This is a genomic window from Nocardia terrae, from assembly GCF_009760405.1.
Lineage (GTDB): Bacteria > Actinomycetota > Actinomycetes > Mycobacteriales > Mycobacteriaceae > Nocardia > Nocardia terrae.
In genome coordinates this window covers 391,925-408,447 of sequence record NZ_WRPP01000002.1, presented here as the reverse complement: position 1 = coordinate 408,447, position 16,523 = coordinate 391,925, and the positions used below count along the sequence as shown (strand labels likewise).

The window sequence follows — 16,523 nt, the reverse complement described above, 5'->3', positions numbered from 1 at the left end:
AGGTCCCCTCTGCGAAGGCCCGGGGACCCCGCGGCTCAGCCGATGTCGACGGGGTCGATCTGGACGCGCAGCGGGGCATCGGAGCGGTGGGTGCTGCGGATCGCCTGGGCGGCGGCGAGGGCCCGGGACAGCGCCGCGCCCGCGGCCCGGTCGGCGCGCAGGATCATGCGCTCGACCTCCGCGGGAGAATCACCGGAGGAGAAGGGCTTTCGGGCGCCCGGCGGCAGGGGCACCGGCCCCAGGATCTCGACGCTGTCGGGAAGCTTTGCCTCGCTGAGCAATTCGGCGATCGAGTCCGTCGTGCCGTCGATGGCGGCGAAGCGGACGGCGGGCGGGAACCGCACTTCGGCGCGCTGGTCGAGTTCGAAACCGGCGTGCCACACCGGATCCCAGCGCACCAGCGCCTGCACTGTCGGCAGTCCGGCGTCGGCCATGACGATGACCCGGCCGTCGGGGCGCACCAACGCCGCCGCGGACATCCAGCGCCGCAGGGCATCCTCGGCTGCCCGCAGGTCGGCGCGGCCCAAGAGCGCCCAGCCGTCGAGGAGCATGGCGACCGCGTAGCCGCCCGGCACCCGGGGCTCGGCGCCGATGGTCGAGACGACCACCTGCGCGCCTTCGGGAACCGTGTCGAGAATCGATGATCCGCCCGAACCTCGCACGGGCACACCGGGAAACGCGCGCCCCAACTCCTCCGCGGTGCGCGCGGCGCCGATGACGACCGCCCGCAAGGCCCGCGATCCGCAGGCTCCACACCGGAACGCGGCCTCGGTGATTCCACACCACCGGCACGACGGGCTCTGCGCCTCCGCGACACCTTCTCGCCCACTGCGCAATACGCCACGTGACGCGGACGAGCCGTCCGGCAGCGCCAAGGGCCCGTTGCAGTGCCGGCACCGGGCAGGGGTCCGGCACTTGGCGCAGGACAGCGCCGGAATGTATCCGCGCCGCGGCACCTGAACCAGCACCGCCCCACCGGCTTTGAGCGCCTTGCGCGCCTCCCCGAAGGCCACCGCCGGAATGCGGATCGCCTGCGCGATGGGATCCCGCTCCAGCGCTGCGTCGGTATCCCCCGGCGCGGTGATCCGAGGCATGGCGTGGCGCACCACATTCCGATCCGCCAGCAGATCGTGCGCCCACCCCGACTCCACGATCGCCTGCACTTCGGCCGTCCGCGAGAACCCGCCCGCCACGAACGCCGCCCCGGTTTCGTGCGCCCGCAACATCGCCACCTCCCGCGCATGCGGATACGGCGACCGCGGCTCGGCGAACGTATCGTCCCCGTCATCCCAGATAGCGATCAGCCCGAGCTCTTGCACCGGCGAGAACACCGCACTCCGAGTCCCCACCACCACCCGCGCCGTCCCCCGCAACACCGACAACCACCGTCGATACCGCGCCGACGGCCCCAACCCCGCCGCCAACCCCACCGCCGACTCCCCCACCAGCGCAACACATTCGGCCAGCACCCGATCCAGATCCCGCTGATCCGGCACCATGATCACCGCACCGCGCCCGCCCCGCACGGTCACGGCGGCCAACTCCGCCAGCCTCTTGGCCCAATCCTCCCCCGGCAACGCCTGCCACCCCGCCCGCGGCCCCCGCCCGGATTCGAGTGCTCCCAGGAACGAATGCCCGTGCACGTACCTCCCCCACCCGGGAAAATCCTCCACGATGGACTGTGACGACGCCGATCGCGCCGCACCGGTGCGCTCCGCCTTTGTGGATTCCACCCCGCCGGACGTGTGGACGGTTTGCGCCGCAGCAGTTTCGGCGCGGCTCGCCACCACACTCGGCTCCGTGCGAGTGTCCCCCGCCGAGAGCCCGCAATCGAGCGCGCTATCGCTGTCGGAGGCCGAAAATCGGTCGATGCTGTGGTCACCCGGTTCGCGCCCCTCAGCGGCAACACCGCTCGCGGAATCGTTCGATAGCCGCGCCTCCTGCGGCTCACCGTTGCGTGAGTCACGGTGCGCGGCAGCCTCTTCCGCCGACTCCACCGGATCGACCTCCGCAGCGATCACGCTGCCGACCGGTCCCCGCTGCGCGGCTTCGGGATCCACCGGATCGCGGGTCGCGTCCGGCGGCGGGACGTCGTCGTCTGCGGTCAGGTCCTCAGCTTCGGCGCGCAGGGTTGCGGCCCCGGGGAGCGCGTCCGCCGTCGGCAGGTTCTCGGCTTCCGCGTTCTCAGTCGGTGCCTCCACGGCCTCGGCGGGTGCCCGGGTCGGGTCGGGATGGTCGGTGTGCGGATCGATGCGCGCGGCAGCGCCTTCGGCCGATCCCGGCGTGGACGACGACTCGGCCGGGTCGGCGGCGGCAGGATCCGGGGTGGCCTTCTTGGCGGCGCGCTTGGTCTTGACCGGCTTGGCGGGCTTGTCGAGGTCCTCCGATTCGACCTTGGCGTGGCGCGGCGGGATTGCCAGGCGCAGGACGTCGGCGCGGGTGCCTGCGTACCGGGAGGCTACCGCGGCGACGAGTTTCAGGATTTCGGGGGTGAGGACGCGCTCCCCGGAGACGACTCGTTCCAGGCGGACGAGTTTGCCGGTGTGGTCGGACTTTTCGAGGCGTTCGAGGAGGTAGCCGTCGATGAGGCGGCCGGAGAAGCGGACTCGGACCCGGACGCCGGGCTGGGCGAGTTCGTCCAGCTCGGGCGGGACAAGGTAGTCGAAATCGCGGTCCAGGTGGGCGGGTTCGAGCAGGGGAAGGACCCGGGCGATGGGGTGGGTCATGACGGCGGCGGGGTGGGTTGCGCCCACAGCGCCGGAGCCTGCCATGCCAACGACGGCGGGAGCGTCGGGCTCGGAAGGGTTTTCCGTGCCCGACGCTCCCGTCGAGTTGTGGTGGGTGCCGGTCAATTACAGCCCGGCGGCCGCGCGCAGCTTCTCCGCGCGGTCGGTGCGCTCCCAGGGCAGATCGACGTCCGTGCGGCCGAAGTGGCCGTAGGCGGCGGTCGGCGCGTAGATCGGGCGCAGCAGGTCCAGGTCGCGGATGATCGCGCCGGGCCGCAGGTCGAAGACCTCACCGATGGCGTCGGAGATCTTGAGCGGGTCGATCCGCTCGGTGCCGAAGGTCTCCACGAACAGGCCGACGGGGGCGGCCTTGCCGATGGCGTAGGCGACCTGGACCTCGACGCGCTCGGCCAGGCCAGCGGCGACGACGTTCTTGGCGACCCAGCGCATGGCGTAGGCGGCCGAGCGGTCGACCTTCGACGGGTCCTTGCCGGAGAAGGCGCCGCCGCCGTGGCGGGCCATGCCGCCGTAGGTGTCGACGATGATCTTGCGGCCGGTCAGGCCCGCGTCACCCATCGGGCCACCGAGCACGAACTTGCCGGTCGGGTTGACCAGCAGGCGAACGTTGGAGGTGTCCAACGGGTTCGGCAGCTGCAGCTCGGCCAGCACCGAGTCGACGACCTTCTCGCGGATGTCCGGGGTGAGCAGGTTGTCGAGGTCGATGTCGGCCGCGTGCTGGGTCGAGATGACCACGGTGTCGAGGCGCTTGGGGATCGAGCCGTCGTATTCGATGGTGACCTGGGTCTTGCCGTCGGGACGCAGGTACGGCAGCACGCCGGACTTGCGGACCTCGGTCAGCCGCCGGGACAGCTTGTGCGCCAGCGAGATCGGCAGCGGCATGAGCTCGGGGGTCTCGACGGTGGCGTAGCCGAACATCAGGCCCTGGTCGCCCGCGCCCTGACGCGCGATGTCATCGTCCTCGCCGCCGACGCGGGCCTCGTGCGAGGTGTCCACGCCCTGGGCGATATCCGGCGACTGCGCGCCGATGGCGACGTTGACGCCACAGGAGGCGCCGTCGAAACCCTTTGCGGAGGAGTCGTATCCGATCTCCAGGACCTTCTCGCGAACGATGGTCGGGATGTCGGCGTAGGCCGAGGTGGTGACCTCACCGGCCACGTGCACCTGACCGGTGGTCACCAGGGTCTCCACCGCGACCCGGCTGCGCGGATCGGCCGCGAGCAACGCGTCGAGGATGGAATCGCTGATGGCATCACAGATTTTGTCGGGGTGACCTTCGGTCACCGACTCACTGGTGAATAGGCGGCTGCCAGACGTGCGCACAGTTGTTCCCTCTCCCTCAACGGGTTTCTCGTATCGGGTGGCGACAGTAGCGTCTCCGCCGCATCGCACAACCCTTTGTCTCAGGTTATTCCAATATGTTCGTCACAGGGGCGAGCCGCCACCGTGACGAGCACATTGTGACTCAGACAGTTGCGGTCAAGTGACCGCGAACCGTCCGAACCCTGCGGTGCCGAGGCTTCAGCGGAGCAAGGGGCCGAGCGCGTCCAGCACCCGGCTAGCCAGTAGGGCCTTGGACCCGTGGTCCAAGGCGATCTCGGTGCCGTCGGCGCCGAGCAACCAGCCGTCGTTGGTGTCGACCTCGAAGGCCTTCCCCTCCCCGACGGCATTCACGACCAGCAGGTCGCAGCCCTTGCGGGCCAGTTTGGCCCGGGCGTGGGTGAGCACGTCGGCGTGCTCGTCCCCGGTCTCGGCGGCGAAGCCGACGATCGCGGTGCCCGGTAGGTGGCCGTCGCGGCGCGATTGCACCAACCCGGCCAGGATATCCGGTGTCTTGGTGAGCGCGATCGAATCCGGTTCTCCCGCACCCTTTTTGATCTTAGCGGTCGCCACGTTCACGGGACGGAAGTCCGCCACCGCGGCGGCCATGATGACCGCGTCCGCGCCGAGCGCATGCTTGTCGACCGCCACCTTGAGCTGTTCGGCGGTGGTCACGTGCTCCACCTCGACAGCCGACGGGGCGTCCAGACCGATGGTATTGCCCGCGATCAGCGTCACCTGCGCGCCACGCTGGGCGGCCAGGCGCGCGAGTGCGTAGCCCTGCTTGCCGGAGCTCCGATTGCCAAGGAAGCGAACGGGATCCAGCAGTTCGCGGGTACCGCCCGCGGACACGACGATGCGGCGGCCCTCGAGGTCGCGGGGCAGCGCGTCGGCTCGTTCGAGCAGCAGCCGGGCCAGTCCGAAGATCTCCTCCGGCTCGGGCAGGCGGCCCGGTCCGGTGTCGGTTCCGGTCAGCCGGCCCGACGCGGGTTCCATGACCACGGCGCCGTGCGCGCGCAGCGTCGCCACGTTCGCGCGGGTGGCCGGGTGCTCCCACATCTCGGTGTGCATGGCCGGGGCGAACAGGATCGGACAGCGCGCGGTCAGCAGCGTCGCGGTCAGCAGATCGTCGGCGCGGCCCTGCGCGGCGCGGGCCATGAGGTCCGCGGTCGCGGGGGCGATGACGACCAGATCGGCCTCCTGGCCGAGACGCACGTGCGGCACCTCCGGCACGTCGGCGAAGACGCCGGTGTGCACGGGGTGCCCGGAGAGCGCCTCGAAGGTGGCCTTGCCGACGAAGTTCAGCGCCGACTCGGTGGGAATGACACGAACCTCGTGCCCGGTCTCGGTGAACCGGCGCACGAGGTTGCAGCTCTTGTAGGCAGCGATACCGCCGCCGACTCCGACGACGACTCGGGTCACCGCGGTTTTACTCGCCTTCGGAGTGCTCGAGCAGGTCGGCGTGGATCTCGCGCATGGCCACCGACAGCGGCTTCTCCTGCAGACCCGGCTCGACCAGCGGACCGACGTATTCGAGGATGCCGTCGCCGAGCTGGTTGTAGTAATCGTTGATCTGCCGGGCGCGCTTGGCCGCGTAGATGACCAGCGCGTACTTGGACGAAGTCCGCTCCAGCAGTTCGTCGATCGGCGGGTTGGTGAGGCCGACCGGAGTGTCGTAGGCGGGAACGGTCTTGATGTCCGTACTCACTAGGAAGGCTCCTGCGGGGTTGTTCGGAAAGGGGGACGCCGACCCTTCGGCCTGTCTGATCGATCGAGACAGGAAGCGGGTCGGCCGTTTCGCGGTCTAGGACCCCGAATTTGTGCTAACGAACAACGATACCAAGTGCTCACAGGCGCTGGTCACGTGGTCGTTCACGATGACGATGTCGAACTCGTCACACGCGGCCAATTCGGTGCGAGCGGTCTGCAGTCGACGCTCGATGACCTCGGGCGATTCCGTCCCTCGACTCGTGAGCCGGGACACCAGCTCGTCCCAGCTGGGTGGGGCCAGGAAGACCAGCAGGGCTTCCGGCATGGTCTTGCGGATCGAGCGCGCGCCCTCGAGGTCGACCTCGATCAGGACGTGATGTCCTGTGGCGAGCGCTTCCCGCACGGGTGCGGCCGGGGTGCCCGACCGCTGCAGTCCACCATGGATGTCGGCCCATTCGAGTAGTTCGCCCGCCTCGATCATGGCGTCGAACTTCTCTCGGGTCACGAATCGGTAGTCCTGGCCGTCGACCTCCCCGGGCCGCGGAGCCCGGGTGGTGGCCGACACACTGAATACCAATTCGGGCAGTCGTTCGCGCACGCAGCGCACGACGGTGGACTTACCGACGGCCGAGGGGCCGACCAGGACTACCAGTCGACCCTTCCGAGTGTGTTCGACCACCCTCGGATTATTCGGCGCTGAAGTCGAACCGGGCCAGCAGCGCCTTACGCTGCCGGTCGCCCAGTCCGCGCAGGCGGCGGGTGGGAGCGATCTCGAGCTCGCTCATGATCTCGGCCGCCTTGACCTTGCCAACCTTCGGCAGGGCCTCGAGCAGCGCCGAAACCTTCATCTTGCCGAGGACTTCGTCCTTCTCGGCGTCCGCAAGGACCGTCTTCAGATCGGTGCCACCACGCTTCAAGCGCTCCTTGAGCTCCGCCCGAGCGCGGCGAGCGGCAGCCGCCTTCTCCAAAGCAGCGGCGCGCTGCTCGTCAGTCAGCTGGGGAAGGGCCACGGTTCCTCCGTCTCATCGTTCATTGCTTGATCTACCTCCGGTAACCCGGTGGTCTCAGCGACCGTACCCACGACGCTTGCCGATTGCGAACCCACCCCCCAGGTCAGCGCGTGATTCGGCGCGCGACCGGGGCGGACGGGCGGCCTCGCGGATGGTCTTGGAACGCTTGCGGCGCCGGGTTCGGGGCGGCCTCGAATATCCTTGCAGCCTGGGCTTTTTCGGAAACTTGACAGGGGGTGTGAAGGCCCGGACTGGCCCCGGATGAAACCGTGACCGAGCTGTAATCTCGCGACCTGGATTTTTCTTGGATTTCTCGGCGTGTCGTTCGAATCGGTACCGCGTGTCGCGCATCACCGAGGGCGGTCGAGGCGGTAATGAAACACACAATTCCGGCATGGTTCAGCCGCAGGTAGGCAAGGTTGTGACGTCCCCGGATCGCCGACGGGACGGCCTGTTTCGGGCGGCTGACGGACACGCTCGCGGCTTAAACCTCCGCCCCGCGACACGTTTCACCGACGCAGGGGCGGCGGCTGCCAGACAAGCAATCAGGACAAGCGTTCGATCCGTTCGCGGTGAGCGAACACGAGCGGTCAGTCGTCGTACTGACAGAACTCGATCAGGGTGCCCTCCGGGGCGCGCAGATGCGCGACGCGCATGCCCCACGCGGGCTGATCCACGGGCTCGGCGACGATCTGCGCGCCGCGCTCGCGCACGACCTCGACGGCCTTGTCGACATCGGCGACGCGCAGCACCACGACGACACCGTCGACGCCGTCACGCGGGCGGTGCTCGGCGCCGATGGCCGCGTCCTGGTACGCGCGGGTGAACAGCGCCAGATCGCGGCCGTCGAGGCTGAAGCAGGCGTAGGGGCCGTCGTCGGATTCCGGGACGTCGCCGGGGGTTTCGTGTTTGAGCGGCAGGCCGAGCACATCGCGATAGAAGCGATAGCTGGGCGCGAAATCGTCCACCAGGACGCGGGTCTGGCCGTAGGAGACGAGGCCGAGGGCGGCGTCGGACATGAGAAATCCCACCTTTCTACCGAGCGGTCCGGTTCAGCGTAGTGCCCGGCGGAAGGGGCGGATCAGGTGCTCCGACGTGGAATCAGCTGCTTTCCATGGCGATTCGCAGGCCCAGGCCGACCATGAAGGTGCCCATCGCGGCATCGAGCACGCGGCGCACCCGGCGGCGGGTGAACACGTGGCGCAGCGCCCCCACACCGAAGGCCAGGGTGACGAACCAGAGCAGGTTGGCGACCGTGCACACCGCCGCCAGTTCCAGGGTGCCGAACACGGACGGATGCGCGGGCAGGAACTGCGGCACCAAGGCGATGAAAAACACCGCGCACTTGGGATTCAGCAGGTTGGTGAACAGGCCCTGCCGGAACGCCACGAACCCGCTGCGACGATTGGCGGCCGCGTCCGGATCGGGCCGGTAGTCGCCGCGCCGTGCGGCGAGCAGGGCGCGAATTCCGATGAACGCCAGGTAGATCGCGCCGATGAGCTTCACCACCAGGTACGCCTCGGCCGAGGCCGCCAGCAGTCCGGCCACACCGATCGCGGTGACCAGCGCCCAGACGAACACCCCGGCCGCGATGCCGAGCGCACTGGCGACTCCGGCGTAGCGGCCCGAGACCACCGAATTCCGCAGCACGATCAGGAAATCCGGGCCGGGCGACATGGAGCCGAGGATGATCACCCCGGCCAGGGTGAGAATTTCGGTGAGCGACAGCACCCGACCACCCTACGCGGACCGGCAAATGCTGGTGCCGAGATCAGCTCGCCGGCGAAATGGGCCTGTTCGTGCACAAACCGCTGTCCGATGGCAGGTTTCGCACACCTCGACTGCCGTTCCGCACGCTCAGGCCCATTCATGCGCCCACCAACCGGGTTCCGAGCCGACGGCCAACAGCTCAGGCGGACGGCCAGATGTCCTTGACCTCCGGGGCCGCCTCCGCGCCCTGCCGCAGACCGGCCTCGTAGGCGGGTTCGAGAGCGGCGACAGCGAAGAGATCGGGGCCGTAGGCGGCGATGGCTCCGGCGTCGGGGACGATGAAAGTCGTTGCCGCGCCGCCGAGGTCACGGTCGGAGGGGCTGTGCGGGAACAGGTGGGCCAGGGGTTCGATGATCAGCATGCGTTCGGCCCCGGCGGCCAGGTCGGCGTTGATGGGTGAGCGCATGCCGCCGTCGAAGTAGTAGGTGCCCTCGATCGGGATGGGCGGGAAGACGCCCGGGACCGAGGTGCTCGACGCCAGCGCTTCCGGCAGGGTGGCCTTGCCATCGGGGGTCCAGACCTGGAGTTCGCCGGTGGTGAGGTCGATGGCCGTGATCCGAAGATCGCGTTGCGGCCATTCGGCGTGGCCGACGAAGGCGCCGATGCGGGCGATGTGCGCGGCCGGATCGCCGACGTTCAGCTCGAGCGCCCGGGCCCCGGCCCGTCGGCGGGCCTCGGCCGGATCCAGCCCGGGCGTGGACAGCAGCCCGAAGATCTCCCCGAAGCTGTTGGGGTCGAACTCGATCGGCGGCAGGTCGGCGGTATCGGTGGCGGGCCGCCGCAGCAGCAGGCTCAGGTCGACCTCGGCGGCCAGCGCCGCGCCGACGACGGCTCCGGCGGAGGTCCCGACGATCCGCTCGGCGCGGGCCGGATCGACTCCGTTCTCGCGCAGGCCGATGACGACACCCGCCATCCAGCTCAGGCCGACCGCGCCGCCCCCTCCGAGCACGAGCGCGTGACGAATTCCATTGGGCGGCACCGCGGCAGACATGCTGCCACTGTATCCGCGACAACGGCGAAGCGGAGAGGATTCCTCCGACTCAGGCGACCGGCCAGATCTCGCGCAGCTGCGGGGCGACCTGCACGGCCTGGCGCCATCCGGCGTCATAGGCGGGCCGCAGCGCGGCGCGGTCGAAGACATCGGGACCGATGATCGCCCTCGCCTCGTCGTCGGGCGCCACGAATATCACCGTGGCTTCGCCCAATTCGCTGTCCGACGGCGCGTGCGGGAACATCCCCGCCAGCGGCTCGAGCACGACGATCAGCTCCGCACCCGCCGCGAGGCCGGCGTTGATGGGCGAGATCATGCCGCCGTCGATGTAGTACCGGCCGTCGATGGGGATGGGCGGGAAGATGCCCGGGACCGCGGTGCTCGCGGCGACGGCCTCGCCGAGACTGGCCTTTCCGTCCGGGAACCAGGTCTGCAGGCCGCCGGTGGTGATGTCGGTCGAGGTGATCACGAGATCGCGCTCGGGCCACCCGATGGACCCGAGCTGGCGCGACATCCGTGCCACGTGCTCGGCGGGATCGCCGACGTTCCGCTCGAGCGCGAGCTCCCCGATGCGGCGGCGACTCTCGGTGAGGCTCGATCCCTCCGCCATCACGGTGGCGATGATCTGCTGCAGCCCCGACCCGTCGACCGGCGGCGCGGCCGGATCGGCCGTGGGCAGCGCCGCGACCAGGGCCACCAGGTCGACCTCGTTGGCCAGGTTGGCGGCGACCACCGCACCGGCGGAGGTGCCGACGAATCGATCGGCCCGCGACAGGTCGATCCCCAACTCGCGCAGTCCGACCGCTAGCCCGGTCATCCAGAGTATGCCGACGGCACCGCCGCCACCGAGCACGAGCGCAGTGCGAAATCCATTGGGCGACACAGGGCTGGACATGCCGCCACTGTAGTCGTCCGGCGGCACGTTCCAGCCCGCTCCGGTTGGGGAACGGCCTCGATCAAGCGAGCAGTGGCCAGGTTCGGGTGCGCGAGCTCGGTTTCCGGCCCCCTCACTACTTGGTCGGCCGGAATTGTCGCACCCCATTCATCGAGTCGCACATCATGGAAGGGAAATCGGACAGCCTCCTCCAGGATGTGCGATTCGATGAGTCGGATCTCTTGTCCGAGGGCTGCGTCCCGAAATGGCTCGGGGCACCGGATCCGATCCGATGCCCCGAGGCGTTCGCTGTGACGGAAATCAGCCTTGCAGGAAGGCGAATTCGGCGGCCAGTTCGGCGACCTTGTCCTTCAGCGCGGAGACCGTGGGGCCGGCCTTGAGGACCTCGCGGGAGACGTTCGGCAGCACCGCGCCGAGGTCGCTCGCGGGGACCAGGTTGCGGATGGAGTCCGCTCCCCCGCCCTGTGCGCCGACGCCCGGCATGAGGATCGGGCCATTGAGCTTGCTCAGGTCCGGGGCCGAGTCCAGGGTCGCGCCGATGACCACGCCGACGGAACCGAATTCGGCTCCGGCGTTGGCGGCGGCCGCGTTGTCGACCATGCGCTGGGCGATGGTGCGGCCGTCGGGGCCGGTGATGTTCTGCAGTTCCACCGCCTCCGGGTTGGAGGTGGCGGCCAGCACGAACACGCCGCGGTCATTGGCCTTGGCCAGGTCCAGAGCCGGTGTGAGGGAGCCGAATCCGAGGTACGGGGAGACCGTGACCGCGTCGGTGCCCAGGGGTCCGTTGCCGAGCCAGGCGTGGGCGTAGGCGTCCATGGTGGAGCCGATGTCGCCGCGCTTGGCGTCGGCCAGCACCAGGGTGCCCGCCTCGCGCAGCGCGGCGATCGTCTCCTCCAGCACCAGGATTCCGGCCGAACCGTAGGTCTCGAAGAACGCGACCTGCGGTTTGACCAGCGCCACCCGGCCCGCGAAGGCGCGCACGCAGGCGTCGGCGAACTTCGCCACGCCCGACGCGTCCTCGCTCAGGCCCCAGGCCCGCAGCAGCGGCGGATGCGGGTCGATGCCGACGCACAGCGGGCCGTGCTCGCGCATCGAGTCCCGCAGCCGCACACCGAAGGTGGTCATTCGCGCCCCGCCGGGGGCGGTCATCCGCGCAGCACCGCGTGCAGTTCCTGCAGGGACCGGACGCCGATGCCGCCGCGAATGGTGGCCTCGATGCCCTGCACGGCCGCGGCCGCGCCCTGCACGGTGGTGATGCACGGGATGTTCGCGCCCACCGCGGCGGTGCGGATCTCGTAGCCGTCCACGCGGGGACCGTTGTTGCCGTACGGGGTGTTGAACACGATGTCGACGTCGCCGTCCTTGATCATGTCCACGATGCTGGCCTGGTCGGTGGCGTCGTCGGAGTGCTTGCGCACCCGATCGCACGGGATGCCGTTGCGGCGCAGCATTTCCGCGGTGCCCTCGGTGGCGAGGATGCGGAAGCCCAGGTCGTGCAGGCGCTTGACCGGGAACACCATGGCCCGCTTGTCGCGGTTGGCGATGGAGACGAAGGCGGTGCCCTCGGTCGGCAGCGAACCGTAGGCGGCGGACTGCGACTTGGCGAAGGCGGTGCCGAAGTCGGCGTCGATGCCCATGACCTCGCCGGTGGACTTCATCTCCGGGGAGAGCAGCGAATCGATGCCGCTGCCGTCGGGGCGGCGGAAGCGGTGGAAGGGCAGGACGGCTTCCTTGACCGCGACCGGCGCGTCGATCGGCGCGTAGCCGCCGTCGCCCTCGGCCGGGAGCAGCCCTTCCTTGCGCAGCTCGGCGATGGTGGCGCCCAACGCGATTCGCGCCGCGGCCTTGGCGAGCGGCACCGCGGTGGCCTTGGAGACGAACGGCACGGTGCGGCTGGCGCGCGGGTTGGCCTCGAGGACGTAGAGCACGTCGTCCTTGAGCGCGTACTGCACGTTGAGCAGGCCCTTCACGCCGATGCCCTTGGCCAGGGCGGCGGTGGAGCGGCGCACGGCTTCGATATCGCTGCGACCCAGGGTGATCGGGGGCAGGGCGCACGCCGAGTCACCGGAGTGGATACCGGCTTCCTCGATGTGCTCCATGACGCCGCCCAGGTAGACCTCTTCGCCGTCGCACAGGGCGTCGACGTCGATCTCGATGGCGTCCTCCAGGAACCGGTCGACCAGCACCGGGTGGTCCGGGGTGATCTCGGTGGCGCGGGAGATGTAGTCCTCGAGGGACTGCTCGTCGTAGACGATCTCCATGCCGCGGCCGCCCAGCACGTAGGACGGGCGCACCAGCACCGGGTAGCCGATCTCGTTGGCGATCTTCTTGGCCTGCGGGAACGTGGTGGCGGTGCCGTACTTGGGGGCCGGAAGACCCGCCGCCACAAGCACATCGCCGAACTCGCCACGGTCCTCGGCCAGGTCGATGGCCGCCGCCGAGGTGCCGACCACGGGCACGCCCGCGTCGGTCAGGCGTTGCGCGAGACCCAGCGGGGTCTGGCCGCCGAGCTGGCAGATGACGCCCGCGACGGTGCCGGACTCGGTTTCGGCGTGGTACACCTCGAGCACGTCCTCGAAGGTGAGCGGCTCGAAGTAGAGGCGGTCGGCGGTGTCGTAGTCGGTCGACACGGTCTCGGGGTTGCAGTTGACCATGATGGTCTCGAACCCAGCCTCCGACAACGTCTGTGCGGCGTGCACACAGGAGTAGTCGAACTCGATGCCCTGGCCGATGCGGTTCGGGCCCGAGCCCAGGATGATGACCTTCTCGCGTTCCTTCTGCGGCGCCACTTCGGATTCCGCGGCGGGATCCAGCTCGTAGGCCGAGTAGTGGTACGGGGTCTTGGCCTCGAACTCGGCGGCGCAGGTGTCGACGGTCTTGAACACCGGGCGGATGCCCAGGCGGTGGCGCAGCTCGCGCACTCCGCCCTCACCGGCGAGTTCCGGTCGCAGCGCGGCGATCTGGCGATCGGACAGGCCGTAGTGCTTGGCGTTGCGCAGCAGCGCCTCGTCCAGCACGGGGGCGTCCAGGATCTCCTGGCGCAGCTCCACCAGTCCGGCGACCTCGGCGACGAACCAGGGATCGATACCCGAAGCGGCGGCGACGTCCTCGATGCTCGCGCCCAGGCGCAGCGCGCGCTCCACCTGGTAGATGCGGCCCTCGGTCGGGACCTTCAGGTCGTCGAGGATGGCCTGCACGTCGGTCCAGTCGCCGTCGGGCTGGGTCCAGAAGCCCGCGGCCTTGGTCTCGAGCGAGCGCAGCACCTTGCCCAGCGCCTCGGAGAAGTTGCGGCCCATCGACATCGCCTCGCCGACCGACTTCATGGTGGTGGTCAGCGTCGGGTCCGCACCCGGGAACTTCTCGAACGCGAAGCGGGGAGCCTTCACGACCACGTAGTCGAGGGTCGGCTCGAAGCAGGCCGGGGTCTCGCCGGTGATGTCGTTGAGGATCTCGTCGAGGGTGTAGCCGATGGCCAGCTTGGCGGCGATCTTGGCGATCGGGAAACCCGTTGCCTTGGAAGCCAAGGCGGACGAACGCGAGACGCGCGGGTTCATCTCGATGACGATCAGGCGGCCGTCGCGCGGGTCCACCGCGAACTGGATGTTGCAGCCGCCGGTGTCGACGCCGACCTCGCGCAGGATGGCGATGCCCAGATCGCGCATCTTCTGGTATTCGCGGTCGGTGAGGGTCATGGCCGGGGCGACGGTGACCGAGTCACCGGTGTGCACGCCCATCGGGTCCACGTTCTCGATCGAGCAGACGATGACGACATTGTCCTTGCCGTCACGCATGAGCTCGAGCTCGAATTCCTTCCAGCCCAGGATGGATTCCTCGATGAGGACGTTCGCGGTGGGCGAGGCGGCCAGGCCGCCGCCGGCGATGCGGTCGAGGTCCTCGTCGTTGTAGGCCATGCCCGAGCCCAGGCCACCCATGGTGAACGAGGGGCGCACGACGACCGGGAAGCCCAGTTCGGCAACGGTTTCGCGGACCTCGGCCATGGTGTAGCAGACCTTGGAGCGGGCGGATTCGCCGCCGACCTTGGCGACGATGTCCTTGAACTTCTGGCGGTCCTCACCACGCTGGATGGCCTCGAAGTCCGCGCCGATCAGCTCGACGTTGTACTTCTCCAGGATGCCGTTCTCGTGCAGGGCGACAGCGCAATTGAGCGCGGTCTGCCCGCCCAGGGTGGCGAGGATGGCGTCGGGGCGCTCCTTGGCGATGACCTTCTCGACGAATTCCCAGGTGATCGGCTCGACATAGGTCGAGTCCGCGAACTCGGGGTCGGTCATGATGGTCGCCGGGTTGGAGTTCACCAGCGACACGCGCAGGCCCTCGGACCGCAGGACGCGACACGCCTGGGTTCCCGAGTAGTCGAACTCGCAAGCCTGGCCGATGACGATCGGACCCGAGCCGATCACCAGGATGTGGTTGAGGTCGGTACGGCGTGGCATCAGGCACCTTCCATCAGCATGGCGAAACGATCGAAGAGGTAGGCGGCGTCGTGGGGACCGGCCGCGGCCTCGGGGTGGTACTGCACGGAGAAGGCGCGGCCGCTCACCAGCTGCACGCCCTCGACGACTCCGTCGTTGGCGCACACGTGGCTGACCTCGGCCTTGCCGAACGGGGTGTCGAAGACCTCGCCGCGCTCGCCCTCCAGGGCGAAGCCGTGGTTCTGCGCGGTGATCGAGATGCGCCCCGAATGGTGTTCGACGACCGGCACATTGATGCCGCGGTGGCCGAACTTCATCTTGTAGGTGTTGCGCCCGAAGGCGCGGCCCAGGATCTGGTTGCCGAAGCAGATGCCGAACAGCGGAATGTCCTCGCCCAGCACCTGCTGGGTCAGGGCCACCATGGCGTCCTGGGTGGCCGGGTCGCCCGGGCCGTTGGACAGGAACACACCGTTGGGGTTCAGTTCCTTGATCTGGTCGAAGGTGACGTTCGACGGGACCACGTGCACCCGCATGCCGCGCTGGGCGAACATGCGCGGGGTGTTGGACTTGATGCCCAGGTCGACCGCGACCACGGTGAAGCGGTGCTCGCCGACCGGGTCGACGGTGTACATCTCCTTGGTGGAGACCTCACCGGCGAGGTCCGCGCCGAGCATGGACTCCTGGCCGTTGACCTTGGCCAGCATGTCCTCGTACTCGGTGAGCTCCGCGCCCGAGAAGATGCCCGCCTTCATCGAGCCGCGAGTGCGCAAGTGCCGCACCAGGGCCCGGGTGTCGATGCCCGCGATGCCGACGACGTTCTGGTTCTCCAGCTCGGCCTGCAGGGTGCGGTTCGCGCGCCAGTTGGAGGCGCGGCGCGCGGGGTCGCGCACGGCGTAGCCCGCGACCCAGATCTTCGAGGACTCGTCGTCCTCGTCGTTCCAGCCGGTGTTGCCGATCTGGGGCGCGGTGGCCACCACGATCTGGCGGTCGTAGCTGGGGTCGGTCAGGGTCTCCTGGTACCCGGTCATCGCGGTGCAGAACACCGCCTCGCCCAGGGTCTGTCCGACAGCGCCGAAGGTCGTCCCGCGGAACACGCGGCCGTCCTCGAGCACCATCACCGCAGTATCACTGCTGCTCATGCCTCGTCTCCCGTCTTCGTAGCGCCGGTCCATGCCGGGTAAACCGCCTTGTCATCGCCGCGGAAACCGGTATCCACCTCGGTCCCGGTCGGCAATGTCCAGCGAATCACCAGCACACCGTCTTCGGTCATCACTTTGCCCGCGTGCCCGCGCTCGGCGCGCACCGCGGTAATGGATTCCTGGGGAATCCAGATCGTCGCCGCGCCATTCCGCTCCAGCAGAATGCCGCGCTCGAATCGAGTGAGTTCCGCCGTGGCGCGGAAACCCAGGTCGCCCACTGTGATTCGCTGAATCCAGCTGGGGGCGAGGGTGCTGCCGAGGTAGAGCCCCGTGGTGGGCTCGAGCAGCTGCGCGCCGCAGTCGGCGGGAACCGCCGGCAGTTCACCGATCGCGCCCGCCTGCTTCTTGGCTCGCCCGGTCCAGGCCCAGTACATGAGCCCCAGGCACAGCACGAACAGCACCAGAAATCCCAGTACCTGCAGCGTGCGTTCCATTACGGTCCTCCTCGGTTCCC

Annotated in this window: 14 protein-coding genes; all 14 read right to left on the bottom strand. The window is 69.1% G+C overall.

What is annotated here, in order from left to right:
- Positions 1-35: 35 nt before the first annotated feature.
- Complete coding sequence (locus tag GPX89_RS11695) at positions 36-2,771, bottom strand: primosomal protein N' (protein WP_456237924.1); 2,736 nt, start codon at positions 2,769-2,771, stop codon at positions 36-38.
- Positions 2,772-2,852: 81 nt separating this feature from the next.
- Entirely contained in the window at positions 2,853-4,067 is a 1,215-nt protein-coding gene (gene metK, locus GPX89_RS11685; RefSeq protein ID WP_328601735.1) for a methionine adenosyltransferase, read from the bottom strand.
- Between the two features lie 198 nt (positions 4,068-4,265).
- On the bottom strand, positions 4,266-5,486 hold the full coding sequence (gene coaBC / locus GPX89_RS11680; protein ID WP_328601734.1) for a bifunctional phosphopantothenoylcysteine decarboxylase/phosphopantothenate--cysteine ligase CoaBC: 1,221 nt from the start codon (positions 5,484-5,486) through the stop codon (positions 4,266-4,268).
- A 7-nt stretch (positions 5,487-5,493) separates the two neighbouring features.
- Positions 5,494-5,772 (bottom strand): DNA-directed RNA polymerase subunit omega, encoded by a 279-nt coding sequence (rpoZ, locus tag GPX89_RS11675; RefSeq protein WP_033086942.1) that lies wholly within the window; start codon positions 5,770-5,772, stop codon positions 5,494-5,496.
- Between the two features lie 96 nt (positions 5,773-5,868).
- On the bottom strand, positions 5,869-6,453 hold the full coding sequence (gene gmk / locus GPX89_RS11670; RefSeq protein ID WP_328601733.1) for a guanylate kinase: 585 nt from the start codon (positions 6,451-6,453) through the stop codon (positions 5,869-5,871).
- Between the two features lie 7 nt (positions 6,454-6,460).
- On the bottom strand, positions 6,461-6,784 hold the full coding sequence (gene mihF / locus GPX89_RS11665) for an integration host factor, actinobacterial type (protein WP_033086940.1): 324 nt from the start codon (positions 6,782-6,784) through the stop codon (positions 6,461-6,463).
- A gap of 590 nt (positions 6,785-7,374) precedes the next feature.
- Positions 7,375-7,803, bottom strand: coding sequence for a VOC family protein (locus GPX89_RS11660; protein ID WP_157387509.1), 429 nt, complete (start codon positions 7,801-7,803; stop codon positions 7,375-7,377).
- Positions 7,804-7,885: 82 nt separating this feature from the next.
- A complete protein-coding gene (locus GPX89_RS11655) occupies positions 7,886-8,515 on the bottom strand; it encodes a LysE family translocator (RefSeq protein ID WP_328601732.1) in 630 nt (209 codons plus the stop codon).
- A 178-nt stretch (positions 8,516-8,693) separates the two neighbouring features.
- Positions 8,694-9,545, bottom strand: a complete 852-nt coding sequence (locus GPX89_RS11650; protein ID WP_157387508.1) for a patatin-like phospholipase family protein — start codon at positions 9,543-9,545, stop codon at positions 8,694-8,696.
- Positions 9,546-9,594: 49 nt separating this feature from the next.
- Positions 9,595-10,440, bottom strand: coding sequence for a patatin-like phospholipase family protein (locus GPX89_RS11645; RefSeq protein ID WP_157387507.1), 846 nt, complete (start codon positions 10,438-10,440; stop codon positions 9,595-9,597).
- 300 nt (positions 10,441-10,740) lie between these two features.
- Positions 10,741-11,565: an orotidine-5'-phosphate decarboxylase gene (gene pyrF, locus GPX89_RS11640; RefSeq protein WP_157388145.1), complete on the bottom strand. Its 825-nt coding sequence runs from the start codon at positions 11,563-11,565 to the stop codon at positions 10,741-10,743.
- 20 nt (positions 11,566-11,585) lie between these two features.
- Positions 11,586-14,891, bottom strand: a complete 3,306-nt coding sequence (gene carB, locus GPX89_RS11635) for a carbamoyl-phosphate synthase large subunit (RefSeq protein WP_157387506.1) — start codon at positions 14,889-14,891, stop codon at positions 11,586-11,588.
- The gene (carA, locus tag GPX89_RS11630; protein WP_157387505.1) at positions 14,891-16,009 is read right to left on the bottom strand and encodes a glutamine-hydrolyzing carbamoyl-phosphate synthase small subunit; all 1,119 of its coding nucleotides are present in this window, start codon (positions 16,007-16,009) and stop codon (positions 14,891-14,893) included. Before carA ends, carB begins: the two co-directional genes overlap by 1 nt.
- On the bottom strand, positions 16,006-16,503 hold the full coding sequence (locus GPX89_RS11625) for a PH-like domain-containing protein (RefSeq protein ID WP_157387504.1): 498 nt from the start codon (positions 16,501-16,503) through the stop codon (positions 16,006-16,008). The genes carA and GPX89_RS11625 overlap by 4 nt, the downstream gene beginning before the upstream one ends.
- Positions 16,504-16,523 lie beyond the last annotated feature (20 nt).